At 37.3% G+C, this 25373-nt stretch carries 19 protein-coding genes; 15 read left to right on the top strand and 4 right to left on the bottom strand.

Going from position 1 to position 25373, the window contains the following annotated elements; translation table 11 throughout:
* The first annotated feature begins 11 nt into the window (after nt 1–11).
* From wecB to BV214_RS12660, 10 genes are all read left to right on the top strand, one after another.
* Nucleotides 12–1148, top strand: a complete 1137-nt coding sequence (gene wecB, locus BV214_RS12705; protein WP_086477888.1) for a non-hydrolyzing UDP-N-acetylglucosamine 2-epimerase — start codon at nt 12–14, stop codon at nt 1146–1148.
* Between the two features lie 5 nt (nt 1149–1153).
* On the top strand, nt 1154–2353 hold the full coding sequence (locus tag BV214_RS12700; RefSeq protein WP_086477887.1) for a glycosyltransferase family 4 protein: 1200 nt from the start codon (nt 1154–1156) through the stop codon (nt 2351–2353).
* Nucleotides 2354–2510: 157 nt separating this feature from the next.
* Complete coding sequence (locus BV214_RS12695; protein ID WP_086477886.1) at nt 2511–3113, top strand: sugar transferase; 603 nt, start codon at nt 2511–2513, stop codon at nt 3111–3113.
* Nucleotides 3114–3671: 558 nt separating this feature from the next.
* On the top strand, nt 3672–4691 hold the full coding sequence (locus BV214_RS12690) for a glycosyltransferase (RefSeq protein ID WP_086477885.1): 1020 nt from the start codon (nt 3672–3674) through the stop codon (nt 4689–4691).
* Nucleotides 4688–5656 (top strand): ATP-grasp domain-containing protein, encoded by a 969-nt coding sequence (locus tag BV214_RS12685; protein WP_086477884.1) that lies wholly within the window; start codon nt 4688–4690, stop codon nt 5654–5656. The genes BV214_RS12690 and BV214_RS12685 overlap by 4 nt, the downstream gene beginning before the upstream one ends.
* The gene (locus tag BV214_RS12680; protein ID WP_086477883.1) at nt 5640–6299 is read left to right on the top strand and encodes an HAD family hydrolase; all 660 of its coding nucleotides are present in this window, start codon (nt 5640–5642) and stop codon (nt 6297–6299) included. Before BV214_RS12685 ends, BV214_RS12680 begins: the two co-directional genes overlap by 17 nt.
* Nucleotides 6300–6648: 349 nt before the next feature.
* Nucleotides 6649–7620, top strand: a complete 972-nt coding sequence (locus tag BV214_RS12675) for a formyltransferase family protein (RefSeq protein WP_176328515.1) — start codon at nt 6649–6651, stop codon at nt 7618–7620.
* A complete protein-coding gene (locus tag BV214_RS12670; protein ID WP_086477881.1) occupies nt 7620–8300 on the top strand; it encodes a PIG-L deacetylase family protein in 681 nt (226 codons plus the stop codon). The genes BV214_RS12675 and BV214_RS12670 overlap by 1 nt, the downstream gene beginning before the upstream one ends.
* A 51-nt stretch (nt 8301–8351) precedes the next feature.
* Nucleotides 8352–9425 (top strand): GNAT family N-acetyltransferase, encoded by a 1074-nt coding sequence (locus BV214_RS12665; protein ID WP_140157760.1) that lies wholly within the window; start codon nt 8352–8354, stop codon nt 9423–9425.
* A 12-nt stretch (nt 9426–9437) separates the two neighbouring features.
* On the top strand, nt 9438–10676 hold the full coding sequence (locus tag BV214_RS12660) for a GNAT family N-acetyltransferase (protein ID WP_086477879.1): 1239 nt from the start codon (nt 9438–9440) through the stop codon (nt 10674–10676).
* 56 nt (nt 10677–10732) lie between these two features.
* Here BV214_RS12660 and BV214_RS12655 read toward each other — a convergent pair whose 3' ends face one another.
* Nucleotides 10733–12421, bottom strand: coding sequence for a carbamoyltransferase family protein (locus tag BV214_RS12655; RefSeq protein ID WP_086477878.1), 1689 nt, complete (start codon nt 12419–12421; stop codon nt 10733–10735).
* Between the two features lie 853 nt (nt 12422–13274).
* Here BV214_RS12655 and BV214_RS12650 point away from each other — a divergent pair.
* The 4 genes from BV214_RS12650 (at nt 13275) to BV214_RS12635 (ending at nt 18309) form a co-directional block, all read left to right on the top strand.
* Nucleotides 13275–14270 (top strand): GNAT family N-acetyltransferase, encoded by a 996-nt coding sequence (locus BV214_RS12650; protein WP_176328514.1) that lies wholly within the window; start codon nt 13275–13277, stop codon nt 14268–14270.
* 140 nt (nt 14271–14410) lie between these two features.
* The gene (locus tag BV214_RS12645) at nt 14411–15568 is read left to right on the top strand and encodes a GNAT family N-acetyltransferase (RefSeq protein WP_086477876.1); all 1158 of its coding nucleotides are present in this window, start codon (nt 14411–14413) and stop codon (nt 15566–15568) included.
* A 306-nt stretch (nt 15569–15874) separates the two neighbouring features.
* On the top strand, nt 15875–17329 hold the full coding sequence (locus tag BV214_RS12640; protein WP_086477875.1) for an MBOAT family O-acyltransferase: 1455 nt from the start codon (nt 15875–15877) through the stop codon (nt 17327–17329).
* Between the two features lie 8 nt (nt 17330–17337).
* Entirely contained in the window at nt 17338–18309 is a 972-nt protein-coding gene (locus tag BV214_RS12635) for a hypothetical protein (RefSeq protein WP_086477874.1), read from the top strand.
* A 442-nt stretch (nt 18310–18751) separates the two neighbouring features.
* Here BV214_RS12635 and dnaK read toward each other — a convergent pair whose 3' ends face one another.
* Complete coding sequence (gene dnaK / locus BV214_RS12630; protein WP_086477873.1) at nt 18752–20665, bottom strand: molecular chaperone DnaK; 1914 nt, start codon at nt 20663–20665, stop codon at nt 18752–18754.
* A gap of 848 nt (nt 20666–21513) precedes the next feature.
* Here dnaK and BV214_RS12625 point away from each other — a divergent pair.
* Complete coding sequence (locus BV214_RS12625; RefSeq protein WP_086477872.1) at nt 21514–22938, top strand: L-serine ammonia-lyase; 1425 nt, start codon at nt 21514–21516, stop codon at nt 22936–22938.
* Between the two features lie 123 nt (nt 22939–23061).
* Here the strand turns inward: BV214_RS12625 and BV214_RS12620 are convergent, their stop codons facing one another.
* Nucleotides 23062–23751, bottom strand: a complete 690-nt coding sequence (locus BV214_RS12620; protein ID WP_086477871.1) for a ferredoxin reductase domain-containing protein — start codon at nt 23749–23751, stop codon at nt 23062–23064.
* 87 nt (nt 23752–23838) lie between these two features.
* Nucleotides 23839–25221: a 3'-5' exonuclease gene (locus tag BV214_RS12615; protein ID WP_086477870.1), complete on the bottom strand. Its 1383-nt coding sequence runs from the start codon at nt 25219–25221 to the stop codon at nt 23839–23841.
* Between the last annotated feature and the right edge of the window lie 152 nt (nt 25222–25373).

Below are 25373 nucleotides of genomic sequence, written 5' to 3'. Positions count from 1 at the left end.
AAACATCAACCTTGAAAAAACTTAAAGTACTTACCGTGGTGGGGACGCGACCTGAAATAATCAGGTTGGCCTGTGTTTTAAACGCTTTGGATGCCAATGAGGCCATTGCACATACCTTGGTTCACACCGGACAGAACTACGATTACGAACTCAATGAAATATTCTTTGAGGATTTGGGCATCAGAAGACCCGATTATTTTCTAAATGCAGCAGGTAAAAATGCCTCGGAAACCGTAGGCAATATCATTGTAAAAATAGACCCCCTCCTAGAGGAAATAGATCCTGATGCTTTTTTAGTGCTAGGAGATACCAACTCCTGTCTCTGTGCTATTCCCGCCAAGAAACGGAAAATCCCCGTTTTTCATATGGAAGCCGGCAACCGTTGTTTTGATCAGCGTGTGCCGGAGGAGACCAATCGGAAAATAGTAGATCATATAGCAGATATTAACCTTACCTATAGCGATATCGCAAGAGAATATTTGTTGCGTGAAGGCTTGCCTCCAGATCGAGTCATAAAAACGGGCAGCCCTATGTACGAAGTATTGGGGAAATTTAAGGAAAAGATAAAAGCCTCTAATGTCCTAGAAAAACTACAGCTAGAAAAACAGCAGTTTTTTGTAGTCTCCTCCCATAGGGAAGAGAATATCAATAATCCAAAAAATTTTGAAGGGCTGATTTCCTCCCTTAACCAAATTGCTGAAAAGTACAACTACCCTATCATTGTATCCACCCATCCCCGAACTAGGAACATGTTAGATGAAAAAAAGATAAAAACTCATAAAAACATCCAATTTCTAAAACCCTTGGGATTTTCGGATTACAACGCACTACAGTACCATTCCTTTGCAGTGTTGTCTGACAGTGGCACTATCTCCGAAGAATCGTCCATATTAAACTTCAGGGCACTTAATATTAGGGAAGCCCATGAAAGACCGGAAGCCATGGAAGAAGCTTCCGTTATGATGGTGGGGCTAAATCCAGAACGTATTCTACAGGCGCTGACCGCTTTGGAAATCCAAGAAAGAAATCCTAAACGAAATTTTAGACCTGTAACAGATTATTCCATGCCCAATGTTAGCGAAAAAGTAGTGCGAATTATAATTTCCTATGTTGATTATATCAACAGGGTAGTTTGGTCTAAAGATTAAGGTATATGAGAATTGTATTTCTAGCCCTTGCCTTCCCAAGAATTGAGAAGACGCAATATTTATATACGGATTTGGTAGTACAACTCCATAATCATGGGCATGAAGTCTTGGTGGTAGCACCCGCCAACAAGGAAGATCACAAGGGTCTTGTAGTGGAGGCGGGAATTAACGTGCTAAGGGTTGCTACGATGGACCTGTTTAGAGTGGGTCTAATAAGAAAAGGAATTGCCAATCTCTTACTTCCCTATCAATATAAAACGGCCCTTAAGAAATTTAAGATTGACTTGAATTTCGATTTGATCATCACCCCTACTCCTCCCATCACCCTTTTTAGTTTAGTACATTGGCTCAAGAAAAAATCCAATGCCAAAGTGTACTTAATTTTAAGGGATATTTTCCCTCAAAATGCCGTTGATTTAGGGTTTATGAGGAAGGGTGGCATAATACACAGTTATTTTAGAAAAAAGGAAAAACAATTATATGCTATTTCAGACCGTATTGGCTGTATGTCCCAAGGCAATAAGGCCTATGTTATAAAGCATAATCCGCTCCTAAACCCAAGCAAACTGCATTTATTGCCCAACTGGGCAAATCTTTTGCCCCTACAAACTGAAGAAGAAAATGAAGTATTAAAACAACAAGAGGGATTAGCCAACAAGTTTATCGTGATTTTTGGAGGGAATATAGGTAAACCTCAAAAATTGGAGAATATTGTTGACCTTGCCATTGCTTGTAGGGATAAAAAGAATATCTTATTTTTAATTATTGGCTATGGGAACGAATTTGAACCTCTGAAAAATCTGATCCAAGAAAAAAATGTGAACAACATACAACTGAGAGACGGAGTAAGCCACAGTGAATACTTTAAACTACTTCAAATTGCCGATGTAGGTTTAATATCCCTAAACGAAAAATTCACCATTCCAAACACCCCCTCTAAAGTACTATCTTATTATAATGCCAAAAAACCAGTTTTGGCTTCCATTGACTTAAATACCGATTTTGGAACGGATTTGGAAAAAAATAATGCGGGATTATGGGCCGAAGCAGGAAAGACAGCTCAATTAAAAGAAAAGTTGATGATTCTTTATCAAAATGAAGAATTAAGAAGGCAAATGGGAGAAAGTGGATACACCTATATGAAAAAGGAGCTGAGTTCCCAAAAAGCCTATGACACTATAATGAACGAAGTAAACAACTCATAATTAGCACTATATAAGAAATATTTACCGCTTGTTTAAATGATCTTGATTTATAGAGAATATTAAATCTGGAAACCAGATGTGAAAATGAATTACAGTTTTTTATTTTTATGAACACTAATTAACCAGAATTGCTGTTAATAGCATAAAAGCCTAAACCATGTATAGACTTTTCTTTAAAAGATTGCTAGACTTAATCGTCGCTATCATCATGCTGCTTTTATTGAGTCCTGTTTTTATTGCCGTTTTTATAACGCTTATGGTAGCAAATCGTGGCAAGGCTTTTTTTTACCAATCGCGTCCAGGCCTTAATGAAGAAATCTTCAAGATTATCAAGTTCCGGTCCATGAACGATAAGAAAGATAAAAACGGGAATTTATTACCAGACGAAGATCGTCTGACCAAAGTTGGCTTGTTTATTAGAAAAACATCCTTGGACGAGATACCACAACTCGTAAATGTACTAATAGGGGATATGTCTCTAGTTGGCCCAAGACCACTACTTATTTCCTATATCCCCCTTTACAACGAGCATCAAAAAAAAAGGCACCTTGTTAAACCAGGGATTACAGGTTGGGCCCAAGTAAATGGGAGAAATGCCATCTCTTGGCAACAGAAATTCGCCTATGACGTATGGTATGTAGAGAATTGTTCCTTCCTATTGGACTGCAAAATACTTTGGATGACCCTCTCCAAAGTACTTAAAAGAGAAGGAATATCTTCTAGTACAAGTGCTACCATGGAAGCTTTTAAAGGTAACTAATCATGCTCCCCATCTTCCTACTTTAGATATGCATACTTACTCTGTCTAGGAGTTCAATTACGTCCACGAAGGAAACATCTTATTTTCCAGAGTACTATTTGTAAATCACGTTTCGCTCCAATTAACGGTGCACTTCCCCATTTTACAGAAATCACTCAATTTTCTCATTTGTAATAGCTTTGTGTCTATGGTCGAAATAATTATACATTAGACGAGAAATCACTTAAAAAATTTCTTTTCCCCCTAAAGAGTCGTAGTTTAAATTTATAATCAATATTAGATGTAAAGATCCATGATTAAATCAACTCCATAAACCGGATAAAGGGGAGGGATACCCTTATTTTATGAGGCAGAAGTGATTAAATTTCTTAGTATTTTTAACATGTCTTGCCTCAAAAAAATAATTAAAATCCTAATTAAAAGTATGGGTAAGTTCATAGTTCACTCGGTCCACAAAAGTAAACGAAAGACTTAAAAAAAACTTCCCAGAGCACCTTAATCTTGAATGTTACGTAAATAGTTACGCTAAAGGTTTACAATTAAATTACTGCCTTACTTATGAAGCTAAGCATCATAATCCCATGTTATAACATGGAAAAATATTTGCCAACATGTCTTGATAGTCTCCTAGACCAAGGATTAGATCCGGCCACCTATGAGGTTATTGTAGTCAATGATGAATCCAAGGATGCTACCTTAGAGATTGCAATGGCCTATGCTAAAAAGCATCACCAAATAAAAATCATAGATAAAAAAAATGCTGGGGTCGGGGCTGCGCGAAACTCAGGGTTTGATGTGGCACAGGGCACCTATATTTACTTCTTAGATCCTGATGACTATTTGGCCCAGAATGTATTACCAATTCTTTTGGCCACCATTGAGAAATATCAATTAGACATATTAACCTTTTATAGTCTAGAGGTTAAGGACAACAGTAAACCCACTTCTAGCAATAAAGATACCGTCCCCGATACAGTAAACGTTCAGGACGGAATCGGTTATATCGCAACCTATAAGTTTAAAAACGAAATTTGGTGGTATCTCATTAGGCGAGAGTTTATGGTGAACAGTGGAATTCGGTTCATAGAAGGAAAATGGATGGAAGATGCCATTTTAACCGCCCAACTTTTTACCAAGGCCCAGCGGATAGCACATATGGATCTGGATGCTCATAGGTATCGCATTCTTCCCACCTCTGCCATGCGTAATAAATCTCCGGAACATTACAATAAAGTAATCTATGACAATGCCAACGCAGCAGAAGAATTCGTTACCTTAATCAACGGAATCCCTTCAAATCATAAAGATACTTCAGCATGTATTACCCGACTAAAAACCAGGCAACAGTCCTTTGTATTCTTTTTATTGGTAAGACTTATGAAATCGGACATATCGGTAGAGAAAATCCCCCAAATGCTTTCTAGGTTTCAAGAAATTGACGCCTACCCCCTAAAAAAGTTTATTGGACCAGATTATAATGGTTTAGACTACTCATTTATGGTGTTCATCTTTAATAATAGACCTTTAATCAATCCTTTCATTAGGTTTTTTAGAACTTTCTATAAATTAGTCAGATGAACATTATTATAACCTCTGCAGGAAGAAGGGTGTCCCTGGTAAGGGCATTCAAAACAGAATTGGCTAAGTTGGTCGATAATGGTAAAGTCTACGCTGCTGATGCCAATCCACAGCAATCAGCAGCATGTCATGTTGCCGACGGATTTGTAGAAGTACCTTTAGTTAAAAGCTCAAAGTATATAGACACCCTAATAGCATTTTGCACCCAAAATGATATTTCCTTGGTTATTCCTACCATAGATATGGAATTAATGGTTTTGGCCACACACATTAATCAATTCAAGGCAAGCAACATAACCGTTGTATTATCGTCCAAGGATTTTATCCGAAAATGCAGGAACAAAAGAATTATCCATGAGTTTTTTACTTCCAAGGGAATCTCCGTTGCCAAAGAATACCAAAAGGATAATTATTCTCTTCCAATATATATTAAGCCTTTAGACGGTAGCAGAAGCGTAGATAATTATATTATTCGATGTAAAGAGGAGCTGAGAGACTTCCACTTTAGTAATGAGAAATTAATGTTCCTAGAATATTTAGATCATGACCATTACGATGAGTTTACCTGTGATCTGTATTACAACAAACAGGGTTCCTTAAAATGTGTGGTCCCAAGAAAACGAATAGAGGTACGGGACGGGGAGGTAAATAAGGGGCTTACCCTTAACAACGAACTGGTTCCATATATAAAAAAGCATTTAAAAACAATTGAAGGTGCAAGGGGCTGTTTAACTGCCCAATTTTTTATGCATAAAACCAATCACACTATTTATGGGATAGAAATTAACCCCAGATTCGGGGGTGGCTTCCCCCTCTCCTTTCTGGCCGGAGCCAATTTTCCAAAATGGGTCATTCAAGAATATCTTTTTGATCAGGAAATAAACGAAAACTTCGATGTTTGGGAAAGCAATTTATTAATGATCAGGTATGATGATGAAATATTAGTACATGGATATAAAAGTTGACCATAAGACCATAATTGTCTTTGATTTGGATGATACATTATACAATGAGATGGAATTTTTAAAATCTGCATATCTAGTAATTGCCAAGAACTTGGATAAAGAAAGATATCTTTCCCTATACGCCCACATGCTTTCCCTATTCAGAAACAATGTAAATGTTTTTGATTTTGTATCTGAACGATATAAGATTTCAAAATCCAAATTACTTGCTGATTATAGGGGGCACATACCTAACATTAAGTTATTTGACGGCGCCTTGACCATGCTTGAGAATATCAAGAAAAACAATGGAAAAATAGGATTAATTACGGATGGTAGAAAAAAAACACAAACGCATAAAATACAAGCACTTGGCCTTTTACCCTACCTAGATCAGATTGTTATTTCTGAAGAAATTGGTACCGAAAAACCACATCCCAATAACTATAAGCTAATCGAATCCAACTTTGGGGAAGGAACCTATTACTACATTGCCGATAACTTAAGAAAAGATTTTATAGCCCCCAATGACTTAGGTTGGAATACCATAGGTTTAATTGACAATGGTTTAAACATGCACAGCGACCGCTACTTATACTTGGAAGAAAAACACCAACCACACAACCTAATTATAACACTCTCCGATCTGAAAATAATTAGTTGAAATGTTCATTATGCTAAAAGTGTAAAAGGAAACCTAACTCTTAGCTTTACCAAGATAAACGATAATAACTGCTGTTCGTCAAGTTAGTGCGTATATAATGTAACTATTTCAATAATTTCAATGCATGCAATTTATGTTACACCGACTAAAAAATGGGTAAATCAATCTTTGATAATTTGGACGCTAAGAATGATTATAAATAATGCGGACTATCTTGTAATTAAACAGTAGGAGGTCACTGAATTTTAACCACAATTATGAAAACGAAAACATTTCTCATGCAATAAATAAGAACCCAAATTGAATTTATACAAAATACAATATTAACCAATATGATATAATGGGTACAGTGAAGACGAAAACCAAAATATTCTGCATCGGTGCTAACTTGGAATCCTATGAAAGTTTAAAATTTTTAGTAAACAAGGGATGTGTAATAGATTCGCTAATTACCTTGCCCAGTGGAACAAATAAAAATGTTTCTGACTATTACGACTTACATCCATTCTGTAATGATAATAACATTAAGGTTATTGACACAATCGATGTTAACTCAGAGGCCACAATTAATGAGCTGAAAAGACATAAGCCCGATTACCTATTTACCTTGGGATGGAGTCAAATTTTCAAACCAGAAGTCATTAATTGTTTTTCCAAGTTTATAGTAGGTACACATCCAACAAAATTACCCTATGGAAGAGGAAGAGCTCCCTTACCGTGGACCATACTGGAAGACTTGGACGAATCTGCAGTAAGCTTTTTTAAAATAGACACTGGGGTTGATACAGGCCAATTAATTTTTCAACGTGAGTTTAAAATCCCTAAAAGAGTATACGTAAAGGAACTATATGCAATTGTAGCTAGAGAATTATCTCTTGGTTTCCATGAAATTTATAAGCTAATCAAGAACAATGAAGAAATAACATTTTCCGCTCAAAGTGAACGTGGCGCCACTGTAAGAGGCAAGCGTACGCCTGCAGATGGTTTAATAGAATTTGACAAGCCAATTAGTGAAGTTGAAAAACTGATTAGGGCAGTTTCTGAGCCATTCCCTGGTGCCTATTGCTATTATAAGAATCAAAAGATACTATTTTGGGAGGTGGAATTTGATGAAAAATCGAATTATCATGGAACACTAAGACAAATTCTTAAAAAAAATGCAAAGGGAATTCTGATACAATTTTCAGATGGAAATTTATGGTTGAACTACCCGACCTTTCAAAACGGAGAGCCTGTTGATTTAAAGTTATTTAGAGTCGGAGAGAAATTAGGATATAACATCCAAGATGAAATTTTTCACTTAAAAAACAGATTGAAATAATGCTTGATATTTTTAAAAAAGTACTAATTATAGCTGCCCATCCAGATGATGAAATATTAGGAGTTGGCGGTACCATTCCTCTAATGGTACAAATGAAAAAAAAAGTGGATGTATTAATATTCACTGACGGTAGCAGTACCCAATATTTCAATAATAAAAATATTCTGGAAGACAAGTTTGAAGAAGCGAGGCTAGCCAACAGTTTATTAGGTTCTAATTTACTACCCCGTTTAGATTTTCCGGATATGCGTCTAGACACTGTAGCACATGTTGATAAGAATATTGCCTTGGATAAAATTATCTCAGAAGGTGGCTATGATACCGTATTTGTACAAGATAATAGCGATATAAACAAAGATCACAAAGAATTATTTGAATCTACCATCGTTGCATGTAGGACCTATCCAGGACAAAAAGTCAAGAATTTATTATCGTATTACGTTAACTCATCCACTGAGTGGGGTAATTTACTGCAAAAACATCCCTTCAATCCAAATGTTTTTATTGATATATCCTCCTCCATCGAAAAGAAATTAAATTCAATGGGGATGTATCAGACAGAATTAAGATCATATCCCCATCCGCGTAGCTTAGAGGGCTTAAGAAATACCGCAAAATATTATGGGAATATGGTCGGTATAGAATATGCAGAGCCTTTTAGATTAATATATAGCAAGTGATTTGCATAATTAACAATGAAAACGCAAGGTCTCATTTAAATTAGATAAGTTGTGAAAACACCTTTATCAATATTATCGACAAGTAAAATCGAAATTGTTTCTGAAAAAGAGAATTGGGACTTTTTGATAAATTCTGCGGATGCAGCCGATATTTACCATACCTATGAATATCATCAAATAACAAAAAAACCAGATGAAAAGCCAATCCTGTTGGTCTATTCGGAAAATGATATGATGATTGCCATTCCACTGTTACTTAGAAATATACCAAATTCTACCTATAAAGATTGTACGTCTGTATACGGTTATGGAGGGCCAATTACAAAAAACATAGATGAGCATATTGATCTCTCCAATTTCACAACAAGAATCCAAGAGTTTTTATTTAAAAACAATATTGTTTCCGTCTTCTCTAGACTAAATCCCTTCATACCTAAGCAAAAATTCTGCTTGCAAGGATTAGGGGAAATCATCTCCTTATGTCAGATTGTTAATATAGACATTTCCAAAAGTCTAGAAAACCAAAAAAAAGAGTATAACAGAAGATTACGTACCCATATCAATAAAGCTCGAAGGGAATGCTATGTAAAACAAGCCGAATCTAAGGAAGATATTTTACAATATATAAAATTGTACTACCAAAATATGAAAAGGGTGAATGCAAAACAGGAGTATTTCTTTAGCGAAGATTACTTTTTTAAGTTATTAAACGCCAAGCACTTTACTACAAGGGTACTTTTGGCTATTGAAAAAGGGACCCAAAAGATCATTGCGGGCGCCATGTTTTTTGAAACCAATCAAACGGTTCACTACCACTTGTCTGGTTCGGACGCCAATTATCTTCACCTATATCCGATTAAATTATTGATAGACGAAATGAGGGAAGTGGCCACAGAACAGGATTGTATTTACTATAACCTAGGTGGTGGCGTAGGATACAAGGAGGATAGTCTATTCAATTTTAAATCTGCATACTCCAAAGACTTTAAACCTTTTAGTTTATGGCGGTATATTGTTAACCATAAAGTGTATAATGAACTTGCATCCAAAAAGGAAGAGAGAAATGGGGAGCAACCCCAAGAAAAAGGCACAACGTTTTTCCCCGCTTACCGTAGTAACTTATAATACATATTTTTTATGAACAACAATCCGTTTTCTTCGAAAACGTACACTACCACCTGGCTTCAACACTTTAGGCCCTCGGCGCAAATATCTTCATTCCCCTTTTTAAAGGGCATCAGCTTTTATAAACACCCATTTCTGCCTCTTTACACCAATGTGGGCAGAAATATGACCAAGGGTATGTGGTACTCTTTAGAGAACGAAAAGATAAACAGGGAGGTGAAAAACAAGGTGCTGTTTATCTATGACGTTCCTGAACAGGCAGTAACCAAAGATGGATTAGCAAGTGGACGGTTGAAAAGGGAAAAAACAATCCAGTATCCCGGTTTTTTATTAGACCTAGCGCCCTTCAAGGATTATAATGACTATTTACTTCAAACGTTTAGCAAAAGCAGTAGGTATAAGCTAAATAAATATAAAAAACGGTTGGAAACCTGTTTTGATATTCGCTATAAAATGTACCATGGAGAAATAGAGAAAGAAGAGTACTACTTTGTCTTTGAACATTTTGAAGCCTTGTTACGAAAAAGGTTCCTTCAAAAACAAATAACCAATAATAACCTTGAACCCAAAGAATGGAACTTCTATAAAGAAGCTTCTTATCCCATGATCCTTGAAAAAGATGCAGCCTTATTTGTAGTCTATAACGGAAAAACCCCCATAGCTGTAACCCTAAACTATATACAGAACAACGCCCTGATAGATGCAATAACGGTCTTTGACATCGATTTTGAGAAATTCAATCTTGGATCCATCAATATCATGAAATTGATTGAATGGTCCTTGGATAACAACTTAGGAGTCTTTGATTTCTCCAAGGGATATTACGAATACAAAAAGCGGTGGACCAACAAAGCCTATAATTTTGAATATCACCTTCTTTACGATGGCACTTCCCCCCTATCCACACTTTTAGCATGGAATATTAAGAACTATTTTAAGCTAAAGCAGTATTTAAGGGAAAAGGACCTTAATACCAAATTCCATAAATTAAGCTTTCTGTTAAAGAACAATAAGTCTGTAAAAGATGAAAAAACCAAGTTTACTTTCTCACCCATGGAGGAAGGATTGGTATTGGAAAATTATAAGGAAGTCACAAAAGATAGCAGCGAATGGAATCAACTACGCACTATGATATTCGAGTTCCTATACCTCAACAGCGAAGCTGAAAAGGATTTAACCATTAAACAGCATACCAATAACAGTTTTATTTTTATAGGCAAAAAGGAGCGCGTACTTCTTTCCATCTTATAGTACAATACCAAGCACGGAAAAAGCAGAAAAAGACATTATACCAGACAGTGATCTTTTTATTTTTTCAATACATAGTTCCCAATAACCAAGTAGTCTAAACCAGTAGAGTAAAAGCATCTCAAGGCATCTTTGGGGGATTCAACTACGGGCTCTCCCTGTATATTAAAACTTGTATTAAGAACAACTGGCACCCCTGTTTTATTTCCTAACTTTTTGATTACATCATAATATCGAGGATGCAGTTCTTTCCTAACGGTCTGCAATCTAGCACTCCCATCAACATGGGTAACGGCCGGGATTACATTTTGTTTGTCCTTGAGCACATTACAAACTTTTAACATAAATGGATCTTCCACATCCAAGTCAAAAAAATCATTTTTAGCTTCTATAATGGCAGAGGGGGCAAACGGTCTGTAGGCCTCCCTAAATTTGACCTCCGAATTTATTTTATCCTTCATATCCGGATAAGCAGGATTAGCCAAGATGCTCCTACTACCCAAGGCTCTTGGACCTATTTCCATAGGGCCCTGAAACCATCCCAATATTTTACCCTTCTCTAATAAAGTAGCTGCTACTTCACAAATATCTTCATGATACTCATATGGGAGCTTAGCCCCCTTTATGGCTTGCTCAATTTCATCATTGCTATAACTGGTACCTACATATGGATTGTCATGAACAAAGTCCCTAGGTTTCCCCAAAATACCGTTGTATAAGTAATAGGCAGCACCAATTGCTGTTCCATTATCCCCCGCAGCAGGCATAACATATACGTCCTTAAAATTACTTTCCCTTACAATGCGACCATTCATGACACTATTTAAAGACACACCACCAGAGATCACCAGGTAGTCGGCCTTTGTTTTCTGATAGAGGATCTCACAAATTTCCAGCACTCTCTCTTCCAAAACCTTTTGAAAGGCAGCAGCCACATCCATGTGATGTTGTTCTATCTCTCCCCCCTTTTCCCTAGGTTCCCCAAAAGTAGCATAGAACTTTTTAGAACATCGTTTACCTACAATATTCTGGAAGTTAAAATAACTTAGATCTACTTTTATTTGACCGGTACTATCAACGGCTACCAACTTTCTAGCTTCCTCAATATAAGTTTCGGAATTTCCCATTGGTGCCAAGCCCATGGTTTTCCCTTCATCATAATTTGGTATAAATCCACAAAACTCAGTAACCGCTTCATAGAATGAGCCTAAGGAATGTGGAAAATAGCTCTGGGTAAAACATGCTACTTTATTACCGTTTCCATAACCCAACCAGGATGTGGCCCATTCTCCAGATCCATCTATACCCAGTAGGGCTGCCTCCTTGTAAGGTGACACAAAAAATGACCCTGCAACGTGTGTCAAATGATGTTCTATAAAATGAACTTTGGGCGATTTGGTCCCATTCCTAAATACATTATTGTACCAAATCCAAAAACGACGTTGTTTTGCATAGGCATTTACCACATGATGTCCAAAAAACGGCATAAAACTAGATGCATGCCCCATTAAATGCACCACTTTCCTAGACCAATTGGTGGTAGGCTTAATAGAAACGGCGATATGATCTATATCCTGAAATGATAAATTGGCCAGTTCCAAGCATTTTTCAATAGCAAGCAAAGGGAAAGCCGTGGTGTGTTTATCACGATTTAACCTTTCTTCCTCTATAGCAGCAACCATTTTGCCATCTATCACAATACATGCAGTAGAATCGTGAAAATAATAATTAAGCCCAAGTATTACCATCCAGTCGAATATTTAACTAATTCTGTTTTAGTATTATGGATAAATTTAATTAAAATGAAACAATATTATTAATATAACTGCTATTTAATTAACATTTAAATTCTTACTCGGAAATATTAATATCACATTCGTATAATAAGCACCTTTTTTAAAGCCGGCCCCTCTAAATATGCTGCCACCTTCCCCTCCATTTTAATTTTATGGCATTGTATTCAACGATCCGATTCCCTTTCATGATAACTTTCTACTCCCCTAGAATCGGCATTTTCACCCACGTTTATTCTCAATGCAAAAATCCTATATAACATGGTTTCTTTATTAAAAAGAAGCCTCCAACTAAAAACTAGGTAAGGATTATATGAAGTCTACCATAATTATGGATTTGCTTTGGAAACAACTAGTAGGGTGATGGGAATATTTCTCTATCCCTATCATACAAGGCCCCTCATTTTAATTGAAAAAGAACACCTTTTTAGTGTCTATCATCGAGTAATTAAGAGAACAATCTTCGAATATTTATACCTTCACAACAGATCTATTTACCTTAATAGCCACAGGGGGATGATGGCTTTATTATATTCAAGAAGAAAGACAATATTGTGAAACCACAGATAAATTTCAAATTATACGGAGTTCATCCAATTAAGGGACATCCTATACGTTCCAAAACTCCTAGCACTAAACTAAAACCTACCTGCGGAGTGTTCACAATTGAAATCAGCTTTAATAACCTCTCTTACATTCCTTTAAAAAATACCAATACATAATCACCACCTACCCTTTACCCAACAAACCGTATATAATAATTAAGCTATTGCAGGATAAACCCCTTAAAAATCAAATGGAAACTAGCATGGGAACAAAAACAATTCTACGGGAGCAAGTTGCTTCCAAATTAGGTCTAATGTTCTACACCTTTATAGAAAACCGTGTTCCGCCATTTTATTCTGAGAAAATAGTTAACAACCTAGACAACAATAGCGTTGTAAAACTGCCTAAATCCAAGGATACCAATAAAATAAAAAATAGCGTATATAGGGTGACCAACGTTCCTGATTATTTAAACTTGGAACTAGACTTTGGAAAAACACCACTAAAGTGTACAAGAATATCCCAGTACCAAGGTTTTCTGGTGAATTTAAAAGGTATTAATGACAGCAAAACCTATTTAGAGCAACAACTAAGTAAAAGAAATATAAAGAATCTCTATGCAAAACAACGTAAATTGGAAGGAAGTCATAAGATTTCGTATACCTTTCATTACGGAGATATTTCAAGAACTCATTACGATTTTCTTTTTACAGAGTTTTATAATATGCTGGAACAGCGATTTTTGGAAAAAAGAATGTATAACAACAACTTACTAAGTTGGAAGTATTATTTTGAACTAGTCCATCCCATGATTCTGGAAAAAAAAGCCTCTTTATTTGTAATTTATGATGGAGAAAAGCCAATCACTATTACCCTAAATTTTCATTTGCACAACATTGTTTCCAGCTATATTCAAACCTATGACATAAACTACTCCCATTACAACATGGGCGATATTAGCATGCTAAAGCATATAGAATGGTGTAAAAAAAATGACTTCATCATTTTTGATCTTGGTATGGGCCATACAGATTACAAGATTAAATGGTGTAATCATATTTACCGTTATAGTCACCACCTTTTTTACAACCCTAAATCCCTTATTTCGAGAGCTAAGGCTACCTTATTGATATTTAAATATAGATTAAGACAATATTTAAGAGATAAGGAAATTATTGGTAAAAAATTCCAGATGAACAAAATCCTGTATATAACTAGGGCTAAAAAATTGGCCAATTTCAATTGGAAAGAATCCTAACACTACCAAAAACAACTACTTCTAATGAATAAACCATGGTACGGAATTGTATATTCATATCCTTTTCTTTTTTAATGGGACCTCTAGAAAATATTGAAACCGTTTTTTGCTTAACAATTCTATTTATTAAAATATAAGGTATGAGGGTAAAGAGAATCGATTTATTTGCAGATTTATTCGAAAAAGAAAATGGTATCCCGGATATTTACAGAGGTGTGCAATTTGCCAGCACCCTAATAACATGTAATTCCCAAACAGCCAGCACCCCTGAATTACCAGTTTATTCCGTGAAATTTGTTCCAGATTATTTGACTTTTCCGTTAACCAACAACACTCTTTTTCATTCCAAAATAATACCCCAAGTAAAAGGGTACTCTGCAAATTTGGATGGCTATTCAAAGGTTGAAAGTTATGTGAAAAATCAATTCAGATCCAATTCAAAAACTATCCACAGGTATGTGAAGCGGTTGGAATCTTGTTTCAACATCGAATATAAAATGTACTATGGGGAAATAGAGAAGAAAACCTATAATTTCATAATGGATTCCTTGGCAGATATGTTGCAAAAAAGGTTCCGCCAGCTAAATGCAAAGAATGAAAGTGATTCTAAATGGGAACACATAAGAAAAATTGCTTACCATCTAATCTTGAAGAATAGAGCCTCCTTGTTTGTGATTTATGATGGTAAAAAACCCATAGAGATTTCCCTGAATTTTCATTATCACGGTATACTTTTTAGCGCTATTTCATCCTATGACATTGATTATTCAAAATTTGGTCTTGGGCATGTCGAAATTTTCAAGCAAATAGCATGGTGCATAGAGAATGACCATTTGGTATTTGAAATGGGCAGGGGCGATTTAGATTATAAGCGTCGCTGGAGCAATCAAATATATAATTTTGAGCATCATATCCATTATCGTAAAGATTCAGTTTTTGGAGTAGGTTGGAGTTTAAAGGAAGCCTATTTAGGGCGACTCAAACTATATCTAAAATCCAAAAACATTCATATCCTTTATTACAAACTAAAAGGTAAGCTATCTGGTAAAAGAAACACCAACTTCGAATCCATCGATTATCAAGTTGAGGAATTACCAACACCCCCATCTACCAAAAACTGTATAAAAATAGATCCCAACACGGAAGAATTCGCCTTTCTAAATAAATATATTTACGATTTTCTATATTCCACCATTACGCATATTTCACAAATAGAAATTTATAGATTGGATAAAGAAAATGCCTATATCATACAGGGCAATGAAACAAGTGTAAAAATTTCCCCATCGAACAATTGAAAATGTGCAAAAACCGAAAATATTAGGTAACAAACATTTTCAAAAATAAGAGCTATATCCCTCATTGCAGTCAATAAGGCCTCATCTGCAATTCAACGACAAAACCAAGTCTACCATAGAATCTTTTAAGGTATAATTGTAGTAAGTTGTACATTCACCATTACAAATTGGTGATTATTATCGCTCATAAATTTTAATTTTACTCCATAAAAAAGTAAATGAAGAATATCGTTTCTGCCCTGTGTGTGGCAATTAGATTTAGAACGAGGTATTTCTTTTAATAAGCCCTAATCCTGTTGGACGTTTATGTTATTTAATTCCCTAGAATTTCTCTTATTTCTGCCCACAGTATTTATTTTGTACTGGTTTGTTTTCAACAAAAACATTAAGCACCAAAATATACTGATCATCATCAGTAGTTATATCTTTTACGGTTGGTGGGATTGGCGATTTCTATTTTTAATTATTTTGAGTACGTTGGTAGATTTTATTATCGGCCAGCAAATCTTTAAACATAGGGATTCCCCCAAAAAAAGTAAATATTGGCTTTCATTTAGTGTCCTCTTTAATTTGGCACTTTTGGGCTTCTTTAAATATTACAACTTCTTTATAGACTCGTACATCGACCTTCTTGCCAGTATAGGATACGATGTAAAGAGCCCTTGGATACTGAGTGTTTTGTTACCGGTGGGAATTTCGTTCTACACCTTCCAAACCATGTCCTATTCTTTTGATGTCTACTATAAAAAAATTAGCCCCACCAAGGATTTAATTTCCTTTGCCACCTTTGTTGCGTTTTTCCCGCAATTGGTAGCCGGCCCCATAGAAAGGGCCTCCAATTTATTGTCTCAAATTACCACCGAAAGAAAGTTCAATTATGGGAGGGCAGTTAGCGGAGTTAAATTAATTCTATGGGGATTCTTTAAAAAATTAGTGATTGCCGACTCCATTGCGCCCATTGTGGACGATATTTTTAACAACTACACAGAGCATACCGCTTCCACACTTATTTTAGGGGTCTGTCTTTTTAGTTTTCAGGTGTATGGAGATTTCAGTGGGTATTCGGACATTGCCATTGGGACAGCAAAACTTTTTGGAATAGAATTAATGTCCAACTTTAAGTTTCCCAATTTCTCTAGAAATGTAGCAGAATATTGGCAAAGATGGCATGTATCCCTATCAACCTGGTTTAGACATTACCTTTATATCCCTATGGGAGGTTCTAAGGTAAGCAAGCTTAAATCTGTCAGGAATATTTGTGTTATTTTTTTAGTCAGCGGATTTTGGCATGGGGCCAATTGGACTTTTATTTTCTGGGGCGGACTCCATGCCCTATTCTATATACCCGTATTTTTAATGGGTAGAAATAGAATTTATGCCGATAACGTTATTGGGCAAAATACCTTACTACCATCTCTAAAAGAATTGCTTATGGTATTCTGGACCTTTGTCTTGGTTACCTTTTCCAGAATCTTTTTTAGATCCCCTTCTTTAACCGATTCCTTTAATTATATCGACAGAATATATAGCAATTTCAGTTATTCTGCCTATACCCATCCCATGGGATATAGAATGACCGACTTCTATATCTTATTGGCCTTGTTTACCCTTTATGAATACCTAATTAGGAAAGACGAAAGAAATCCTTTTAAGTTTAAATCCAAGGGGGTACGCTTTTTTGTCTATAGCGCCATGATCCTGGGCATGCTATTATTTTATGATGATAATGTGAACCGATCTTTCATCTATTTTCAATTCTAAGAAAAATCATGAAAAAATTCATTGGTACTACTGCGCTGTATATTTTATTAATTCTGCTGATGTTAGAACTAGCAGTACGGGCATTCCATCTTTACACTGTAGATCCACCTAGATTTATTGACGACCATGGCGTTGAAAAAAGAGTGCCACACCATAATGGCTACGCAGTAACGGGGAATAGGAAACAAAATTTCTCTGAATTCAATATTAATAAATCGGGATTTAATTCGCACCGGGAGTTTAATCCTAGTGCTACCAAATACGAAATAGCGATTGTTGGAGACTCCTATATTGAAGGTTTCCACCAAGATTTCCAAAACTCCATAGGCAAAAAAATTGAAGAAAAAATAGCAGGTATTGAGGTATACCAATACGGGTATGCAGGGTATGATTTTGCCAATCAGATGCATTTGGTATATGCCTATCAGGATACCTTTAATTTAATAGACGAAATTATTCTATACTTAAATTATGAAAATGATTTGGAGCGGGACAGCTATACTCCAAATACCGAAAGAATACAGATGTTATCTTCCACCATATTCAAAATTCGGGATCAGATTAAATTGTTGTCCTATGGATCAAAGATTGGCGTATTGGAACCCTTTAAAAAGCTTGCTACAGGTAAAAATCCCTTTAAAACGGATATTACCGCTTATCAATCTAACGAAATACAGGAAGAAACTGAGGCCGAGAAATTAGAAAGGGATAAAAGATATATCGCCAATTTCCAAAACCTTATAAAGCTTTATGGCTTTGATAAAAGCAAAACTACTCTTTTGCTGGACGCCAGAAAAACAAGTAATATCTTTTTGGAATTTTGTGATCAAAATCAAATTAAGTATATCGATTTTTCAGAAAGTTTCAAGAAATCTAAAAAACCTACCAATCTAATTTATGATATGCATTGGAACGACCATGGAAGGGAATTAATTGCGGAGATCATCGCAAATTATATTAGGCAAAAGAAACCTCACTAAGACAAGGATAATGAGCTATATTAATACCTCCGAGACAAACTGATTTTATAAAGGAAAACACAGCAACCACATCCCTTAAAATATATGAACCCCTGGTGCTTATCTATATATAGATGGACTTGCACTCAATTCCACGAAAAATAAACCTAAGATGTGGTACATTCCGGCCACTTTTCACTGCTAGAAACCCTGCTAAAATCTTTGGTAGAATCTCCAAAAGGGAAAAGCCTCTATACATTAAGCAACCAGCAGCCTTAAACCTGGAAACTAATTGGCAACAGGCCAACTTTAAAGGTGCTTGCAGACTACTATTACCAGTTTAGAAGGATTGAGTAAAAACAATTCCAATAGCTTTGATTTGGGAGCAAAGAAGCTAAGGCCAAAAAAGCAAAACCCCCATCAATTGCTCAATGGGGGTTTGTACTATATTAGGAGAAATAAATTACTTCACTTCTTCAAAATCTACATCCTCAACGTTATCGGTATCGGAAGACTCTCCGTTGCTTGAAGCAGCATCCGCTCCAGCTCCTGCTGGTGCTCCTTGCTGACCTTCAGCCTGTGCTTTGTACATCTCTTCGGAAGCTTGTTTCCAAGCTTCGTTAATCTTATCCAAAGCAGGAGTAATTACCGCCAAGTCTTTAGACTCATAGGCTTTCTTTAGCTCTTCCAAAGCTTCTTCGATCGGCTTTTTCTTATCGTCGGACAATTTGTCTCCAAATTCCTTCAACTGCTTCTCGGTCTGGAAGATCATACCGTCTGCCTCGTTCAACTTATCTACAGTTTCCTTAGCTTTCTTATCGGCTTCCGCATTTGCTTCGGCCTCTGCCTTCATCTTTTTAATTTCCTCTTCGGTTAATCCGGATGAAGCTTCAATTCTAATATCCTGACTCTTATTGGTTGCTTTATCTGTAGCAGACACCTTAATAATACCGTTGGCATCTATATCAAAAGTAACCTCAATCTGTGGCGTACCCCTTTGTGCTGGTGGAATACCATCTAAGTGGAAACGTCCAATTGTTTTGTTGTCCGCTGCCATAGGACGCTCTCCTTGCAATACGTGAATCTCAACAGAAGGCTGATTATCCGCTGCAGTAGAGAAAATCTGTGATTTCTTAGTCGGGATCGTCGTGTTAGCATCGATCAACTTGGTCATTACCCCTCCCATGGTTTCAATACCCAAGGACAATGGTGTAACGTCTAATAACAATACGTCTTTTACATCTCCAGTAAGAACTCCACCTTGAATAGCGGCTCCAACGGCAACTACCTCATCTGGGTTCACCCCTTTGGATGGCTTTTTACCGAAGAACTTCTCAACAGCGTCCTGAACCGCAGGAATCCTAGTAGAACCTCCTACTAAAATTACCTCATCGATATCGCTTTTAGTTAAACCAGCAGCTTTTAAGGCCGACTCACAAGGAGCGATGGTTCTTTTTACTAAATCGTCTATTAATTGCTCAAACTTAGACTTGGTTAAGGTTCGTACCAAGTGCTTAGGTCCAGAAGCGGTAGCCGTAATGTATGGAAGGTTAATTTCGGTCTGGGAAGTAGAAGACAATTCAATTTTCGCCTTTTCTGCAGCTTCCCTTAAACGTTGTAATGCCATAGCATCTTTACGTAGGTCGATACCCTCTTCCTTGTTAAACTCATCGGCCAACCAATCAATTACCTTTTGGTCAACGTCGTCACCTCCTAAGTGGGTATCCCCCTCAGTAGATAACACTTCAAAAACACCGTCACCCAATTCTAGGATGGACACGTCATGTGTACCACCACCAAAATCGAATACTACGATCTTCTGATCAGTATCTTTCTTGTCCAACCCGTAAGCCAAAGAGGCAGCAGTTGGTTCGTTAATAATACGCTCTACAGTTAGGCCGGCAATCTCACCAGCTTCCTTAGTAGCCTGTCTCTGTGCATCGTTAAAGTAAGCAGGAACCGTAATTACTGCTCTAGATACATCCTGTCCCAAGTAATCCTCAGCGGTTTTCTTCATTTTCTGAAGAATCATAGCTGATAATTCTTGTGGAGAATACAAACGTCCATCAATATCTACTCTTGGGGTGTCGTTATCCCCTTTTACTACCTTATAAGGCACTCTATCGGCTTCCTTGCTAGACTCCGAATATTTGTTCCCCATAAAACGTTTAATAGAGTAAATGGTCTTGGCCGGATTGGTAACTGCCTGTCTTTTTGCAGGATCACCAACCTTAATCTCGCCACCTTCTACAAAAGCAATGACAGATGGAGTAGTTCTCTTACCTTCTGCATTTGGGATCACAACAGGCTCATTCCCTTCCATTACGGAAACACAAGAGTTTGTTGTTCCTAAATCTATTCCAATAATTTTACTCATGTTTATGTATTTACTATGTTGAAAATTCTTTTTAGTACTCGCGGGTATTAAGTCAATGATTGTGCCATGACAAATAAATATGACAAGGTGTCAGCTAAGCATACAATTACTAGCCTATATGAAGACAATCTTAGGTATTTGGGCATTCCCCTTTGGCATAAAATAAGCCAAAGGGTCGTGCTTTCCATTGCTAGTCCCCCTAACCGCCCAAGAGGTTGGTTTGGGGGAGCTATACATTGCAATCACTAATGCGGGGAAATAGCAGTAGGCAGAGGCCAGTGGGAAGTGAGCAGTGGGCAGTTTTACAGTGATCAATAAACAATTAGCAATAAACTATGGTGCATTTTATTTCAATAAACAATGATCAATTAGCAATTAACAATGGTGTACGTCCCTGATATAGGTTGACCACTTAAAAGATCGTGCAACGCCTTCCAATAACAAGAACTGTATAGCCCCAAGGTTTATCTCGGGGTTTATTACGAATCAGTAAAGCGGCTTTAGCCAAACCATGATTACACGTCCTTTACCTTGGTTGCGCCCTAATAGTGATGAAAGTTAAATTGCATTGTTAGATTAGACTATTCTTTCATTTCCAAATCTTCAAACTTGCAAATTGATTCATTGCTACATTGCTATATTGATTAATTGCTACATTGACTCATTGCTACATTAGATAATTAGCACATTTCTACATCAGCCCATTTCCAAATCTTCAAATTAGCAAATTGATTCATTGCTTCATTGCTACATTAATTCATTGCTACATTAACTCATTGTTACATTAATTCATTGCTATATTAACTCATTATATAATCCTATCTTTACCCTTAAAACTAGCTTACAAAATGGAATGCATTAGTGTTTTTGATATGCTCAAAATTGGGGTCGGACCATCTAGTTCCCATACTTTAGGCCCTTGGCGCGCCGCAGAGCAATTTATAAAGGTACTACAGAAAAAAAAGGTTTTTAAATCCGTACGAGAATTAAGGGTAGAAGCCTATGGATCCTTAGCCCTAACTGGGAAAGGTCACGCCACAGACATTGCCATAATGATGGGATTAACAGGTGCCGATCCTGTTACGGTAGCCATTGAAAGCATTGACGGAATTATCCAAGGGATTAAGGAGCAAAAAGTGCTTAACTTAAACCAATCCTTGGAGGTTCCCTTTAACCCAGCTACAGACATCGTATTTGTAAGGGAGTTTTTACCCTTTCATGCCAATGGGATGATCTTTATTGCGACGCTAGCGAATGGAAAAAAAATAAAGGAAACCTATTATTCCATTGGAGGAGGATTTGTGGTCAAGGAAGAAATGGCTAACTCCAAACGAAAAAAAGAAGTCTTTAAGACCTTTCCTCATCCTATAAAAAATGGCGCAGAACTACTGGCTACCTGCAAAGAAGAGAATAAAACCATCTCGGAAATAGTGCTGGAGAACGAGCGTTCCCTACGTAGCGATGCAGAAATAGATAAGGGTCTACAGCATATTTGGGATACCATGTTATCTTCCATGTACATAGGGTGCCATACCGAAGGACATTTACCAGGTGGTCTTAATGTAAGGCGAAGGGCCTATGATTCGCATAAAAAACTAAAAGGAGACCTGCCCTACTCCACTCCAGAAGAATGGATAGAGACCATACGAAAGACCAAGGTGCGGTTCCGCTCCATATTTACTTGGGTTAGTTGTTTTGCCCTCAGTGTAAACGAGGTAAACGCCTCCTTGGGTAGGGTGGTAACCGCTCCCACCAATGGGAGTGCTGGGGTAATCCCTGCGGTACTCATGTACTATATGGTGATAGAAAATCATCAAGCTAATTTTAACCATATAAAACAGTTCTTGCTAGTTGCCGGCGAAGTAGGCAGCATTTTTAAGAAAGGGGCCACTATCTCTGCAGCCATGGGAGGTTGTCAGGCAGAAATTGGGGTCTCCTCCGCTATGGCAGCGGCAGCTCTTACCGAATTACTAGGTGGGAGTCCAGAGCAAGTACTAATGGCAGCAGAAATAGCTATGGAACATCATCTGGGTCTTACCTGTGATCCCATTGGTGGATTGGTGCAAATCCCTTGTATAGAACGTAACGCCATGGGAGCTATTAAAGCCATTAACGCTGCAGAATTGGCACTAGATACAGATCCCGCAAATGCCAAGGTGCCACTAGATATGGTGGTAAATACCATGTGGGAAACCGCCAAGGATATGAGCACCAAATACAAGGAAACCTCCACAGGCGGACTCGCAGTAGGGGTGTTTTTAAGTGATTGTTAGTATTGCTTTGGCGAAGAAACATACAAGGTAGACTTCAAAAATTCAACCCTAGACCATATCATAAATATGACAAGGAGAATAGGGGTACCCATTCATCATCTAATGCTTAGCATTTAGAGAGGTTTAAAACTTATTTCCAGTCTGTATATACCGTTTTCCAACGCCCATCGCTAAGAGGCTTTTTGAAATATCCTTTTCAAACAGTTTTGGGCCGCAGACATAAAAATACTGCTGAACATCGTGGATTAGCGACTCTAAAAGGCCGTAATGGATTCTGCCGAATAAGGTGTTTCTAGTCCTAGATCTGCTTAGCACATGAACGCATTTCTTTCCCAAACGCTGCTGAAGTTTGTTAGGATACAAAATGTCCTCTGGCGTTTTATTGGCATAAAGTAAACTATGTTGTTCATCTACTCTGTCCCCTTGCGCTTCTAAACTTTCCAAGATGGGTAAAAAGGGAGTTATCCCCGTACCAGCAGCAATAAACATTCCCGGACCTTTATAATTATAGGAATCCCAAGGATCGGTAATTTGAAGGAAATCTCCACTTTCCAAAGTTGCCATGCCATAAGTAAGACTCTTTTTATGGGGATGTATCTTTATGGTCAATTCCAAATACCCGTCCGTATTTAAATTGCTTATGGTAAACGGGGCAACGGCCAATTCGTATCCCGGTTTGGCAATACTCAGTTCTAGTGCCTGCCCTGGGCTATGGGTGTAGCCATACGGTTTTTCTATTCTAAATTGCACTACATTGTGGTTTAGGTATTTTTTACCCAATAGTTTCACCCTATACGGAAATTTAAAGCCCATAGTTACTTTCGGTTTATTTCCTATTGGATGGTTAGGGATCCCAAAGGTTACAATGCTGTCTATCTGCGAATAAAGTAGCCGGTGGAGTTATCTAGCTCTGGAAGCACACAATTCGCCGAATTTAAGAATACTACTTTTATTTTTCCCCTGCCTCAAATAGCTCTTTATAATCCTTTGCACATCCAAATTATCTTCCATAGCGACTAGGTAGGAGGTGTACCCCTCCAATTGATGCGTCTCTTTATTGAATGGTAGGTACCCAAAACCTTTATATATCCCCTCTTCTACCAAAACAAAGGAGGTTTCGTCCTTTACCCTTCCCTTTCCTTTAATAACATAGGTGTTTTTGGGCGCCACAATCTCCTCCAAAACTTTTTCTACCCTGTCGTTGTAAGCTTCTACCGATTCCCTCTTGGTACATATTCCTTTGCAACTCTTTAGGTGGAATTGAAAACAAGGACCTTTTACCTTTTGTAGGTCGCAATACTTTAAACAAAGTTGGTGCGTTTTACAGAGCTCTTCCAAGAAATCCCTACAGGCAGATGCGGTGTAATAATGTAAAATGGGGGTTTCCAAATTGGTCAATTGCCCAAAAGTAAGGTTCACTATCCCATTTTTATCGATATAGGTTCCGATACCGTATCGAGCCCGAGTCCTTTTTTGCGCGCGATTGTATTTTGGAGTGTGTTTTTTAATTTCGTCCGACTCTAACAACAGGGCCAACAACTCACTTCCGGTAATGGTATAGGTTATTTCCGTAGTTTCAAAACAAAGTCGCATTTCCTTATGGTCCCTACTATACCGATGGCTTAATACACGTTGTTTTATATCCTTGGCCTTGCCAACGTAAATAATGACCCCCTCAGAATTTTTAAAATAATACACCCCAGTGGAATTGGGTAATTTGCTAACTGCCGTTTTTGGCCATAAGGGAGGTTCCGGAATCCTTAAAGAGCGTGCGCTTAATAAGTGGTGGAATGCTCCCACTGTATCCAACTCCCATAATTTTTCCAACAGTAATAGGGTGGCCTCTGCACCCTCCTGTGCATTTATCCCCCCTTGAAACATTATCCCCAAATGGGTGCACATAGCTCCCAAGCTATAACTTTGTTGACCGGGAATCAATTTTCTGGATAATCTTGCCGTGCATATTTTTGGGCGTTTATACGCCCCTCCCAGGGCTATATACTCCTTCTTTAATCCTTGGTAATGAAAATTCACAAAGTGGGAAATCAACACCCGATCCTTTGTGAACTCCATCACCTTCTTGGCTATTTCATAAAACTTTGGAGCCGCCGATAACCTATCCACCCTAAGAGCAGACTCTTTTAACAGGCCATCATCCAAGGGAATTTCAGGATTTACCAAGGTATAAAATCGATCAGTGATGTTGGACCCGTCGTGATTTAGGATGCAAATCTCCGTTACCTTATCGTTCTCCCCCCGCAGCCCTGTAGTGGCTATGTACATTATGGCATACACTAAATAGCATCTAATTTTATAAACTGATCAAAATCGCGTCAGTAAAGTAATTAAGTGGGTACCTAGTGCTTCCAATATCATACTAGGATACTCTATTGGAAGACCATCCTCCACCAAGTTTTGTTTTGCACTATCCACTT

Source organism: Arenibacter amylolyticus (assembly GCF_002150785.1).
GTDB classification, from domain to species: Bacteria; Bacteroidota; Bacteroidia; order Flavobacteriales; family Flavobacteriaceae; genus Arenibacter; species Arenibacter amylolyticus.
This window is presented reverse-complemented; position numbering and strand designations above follow the sequence as displayed.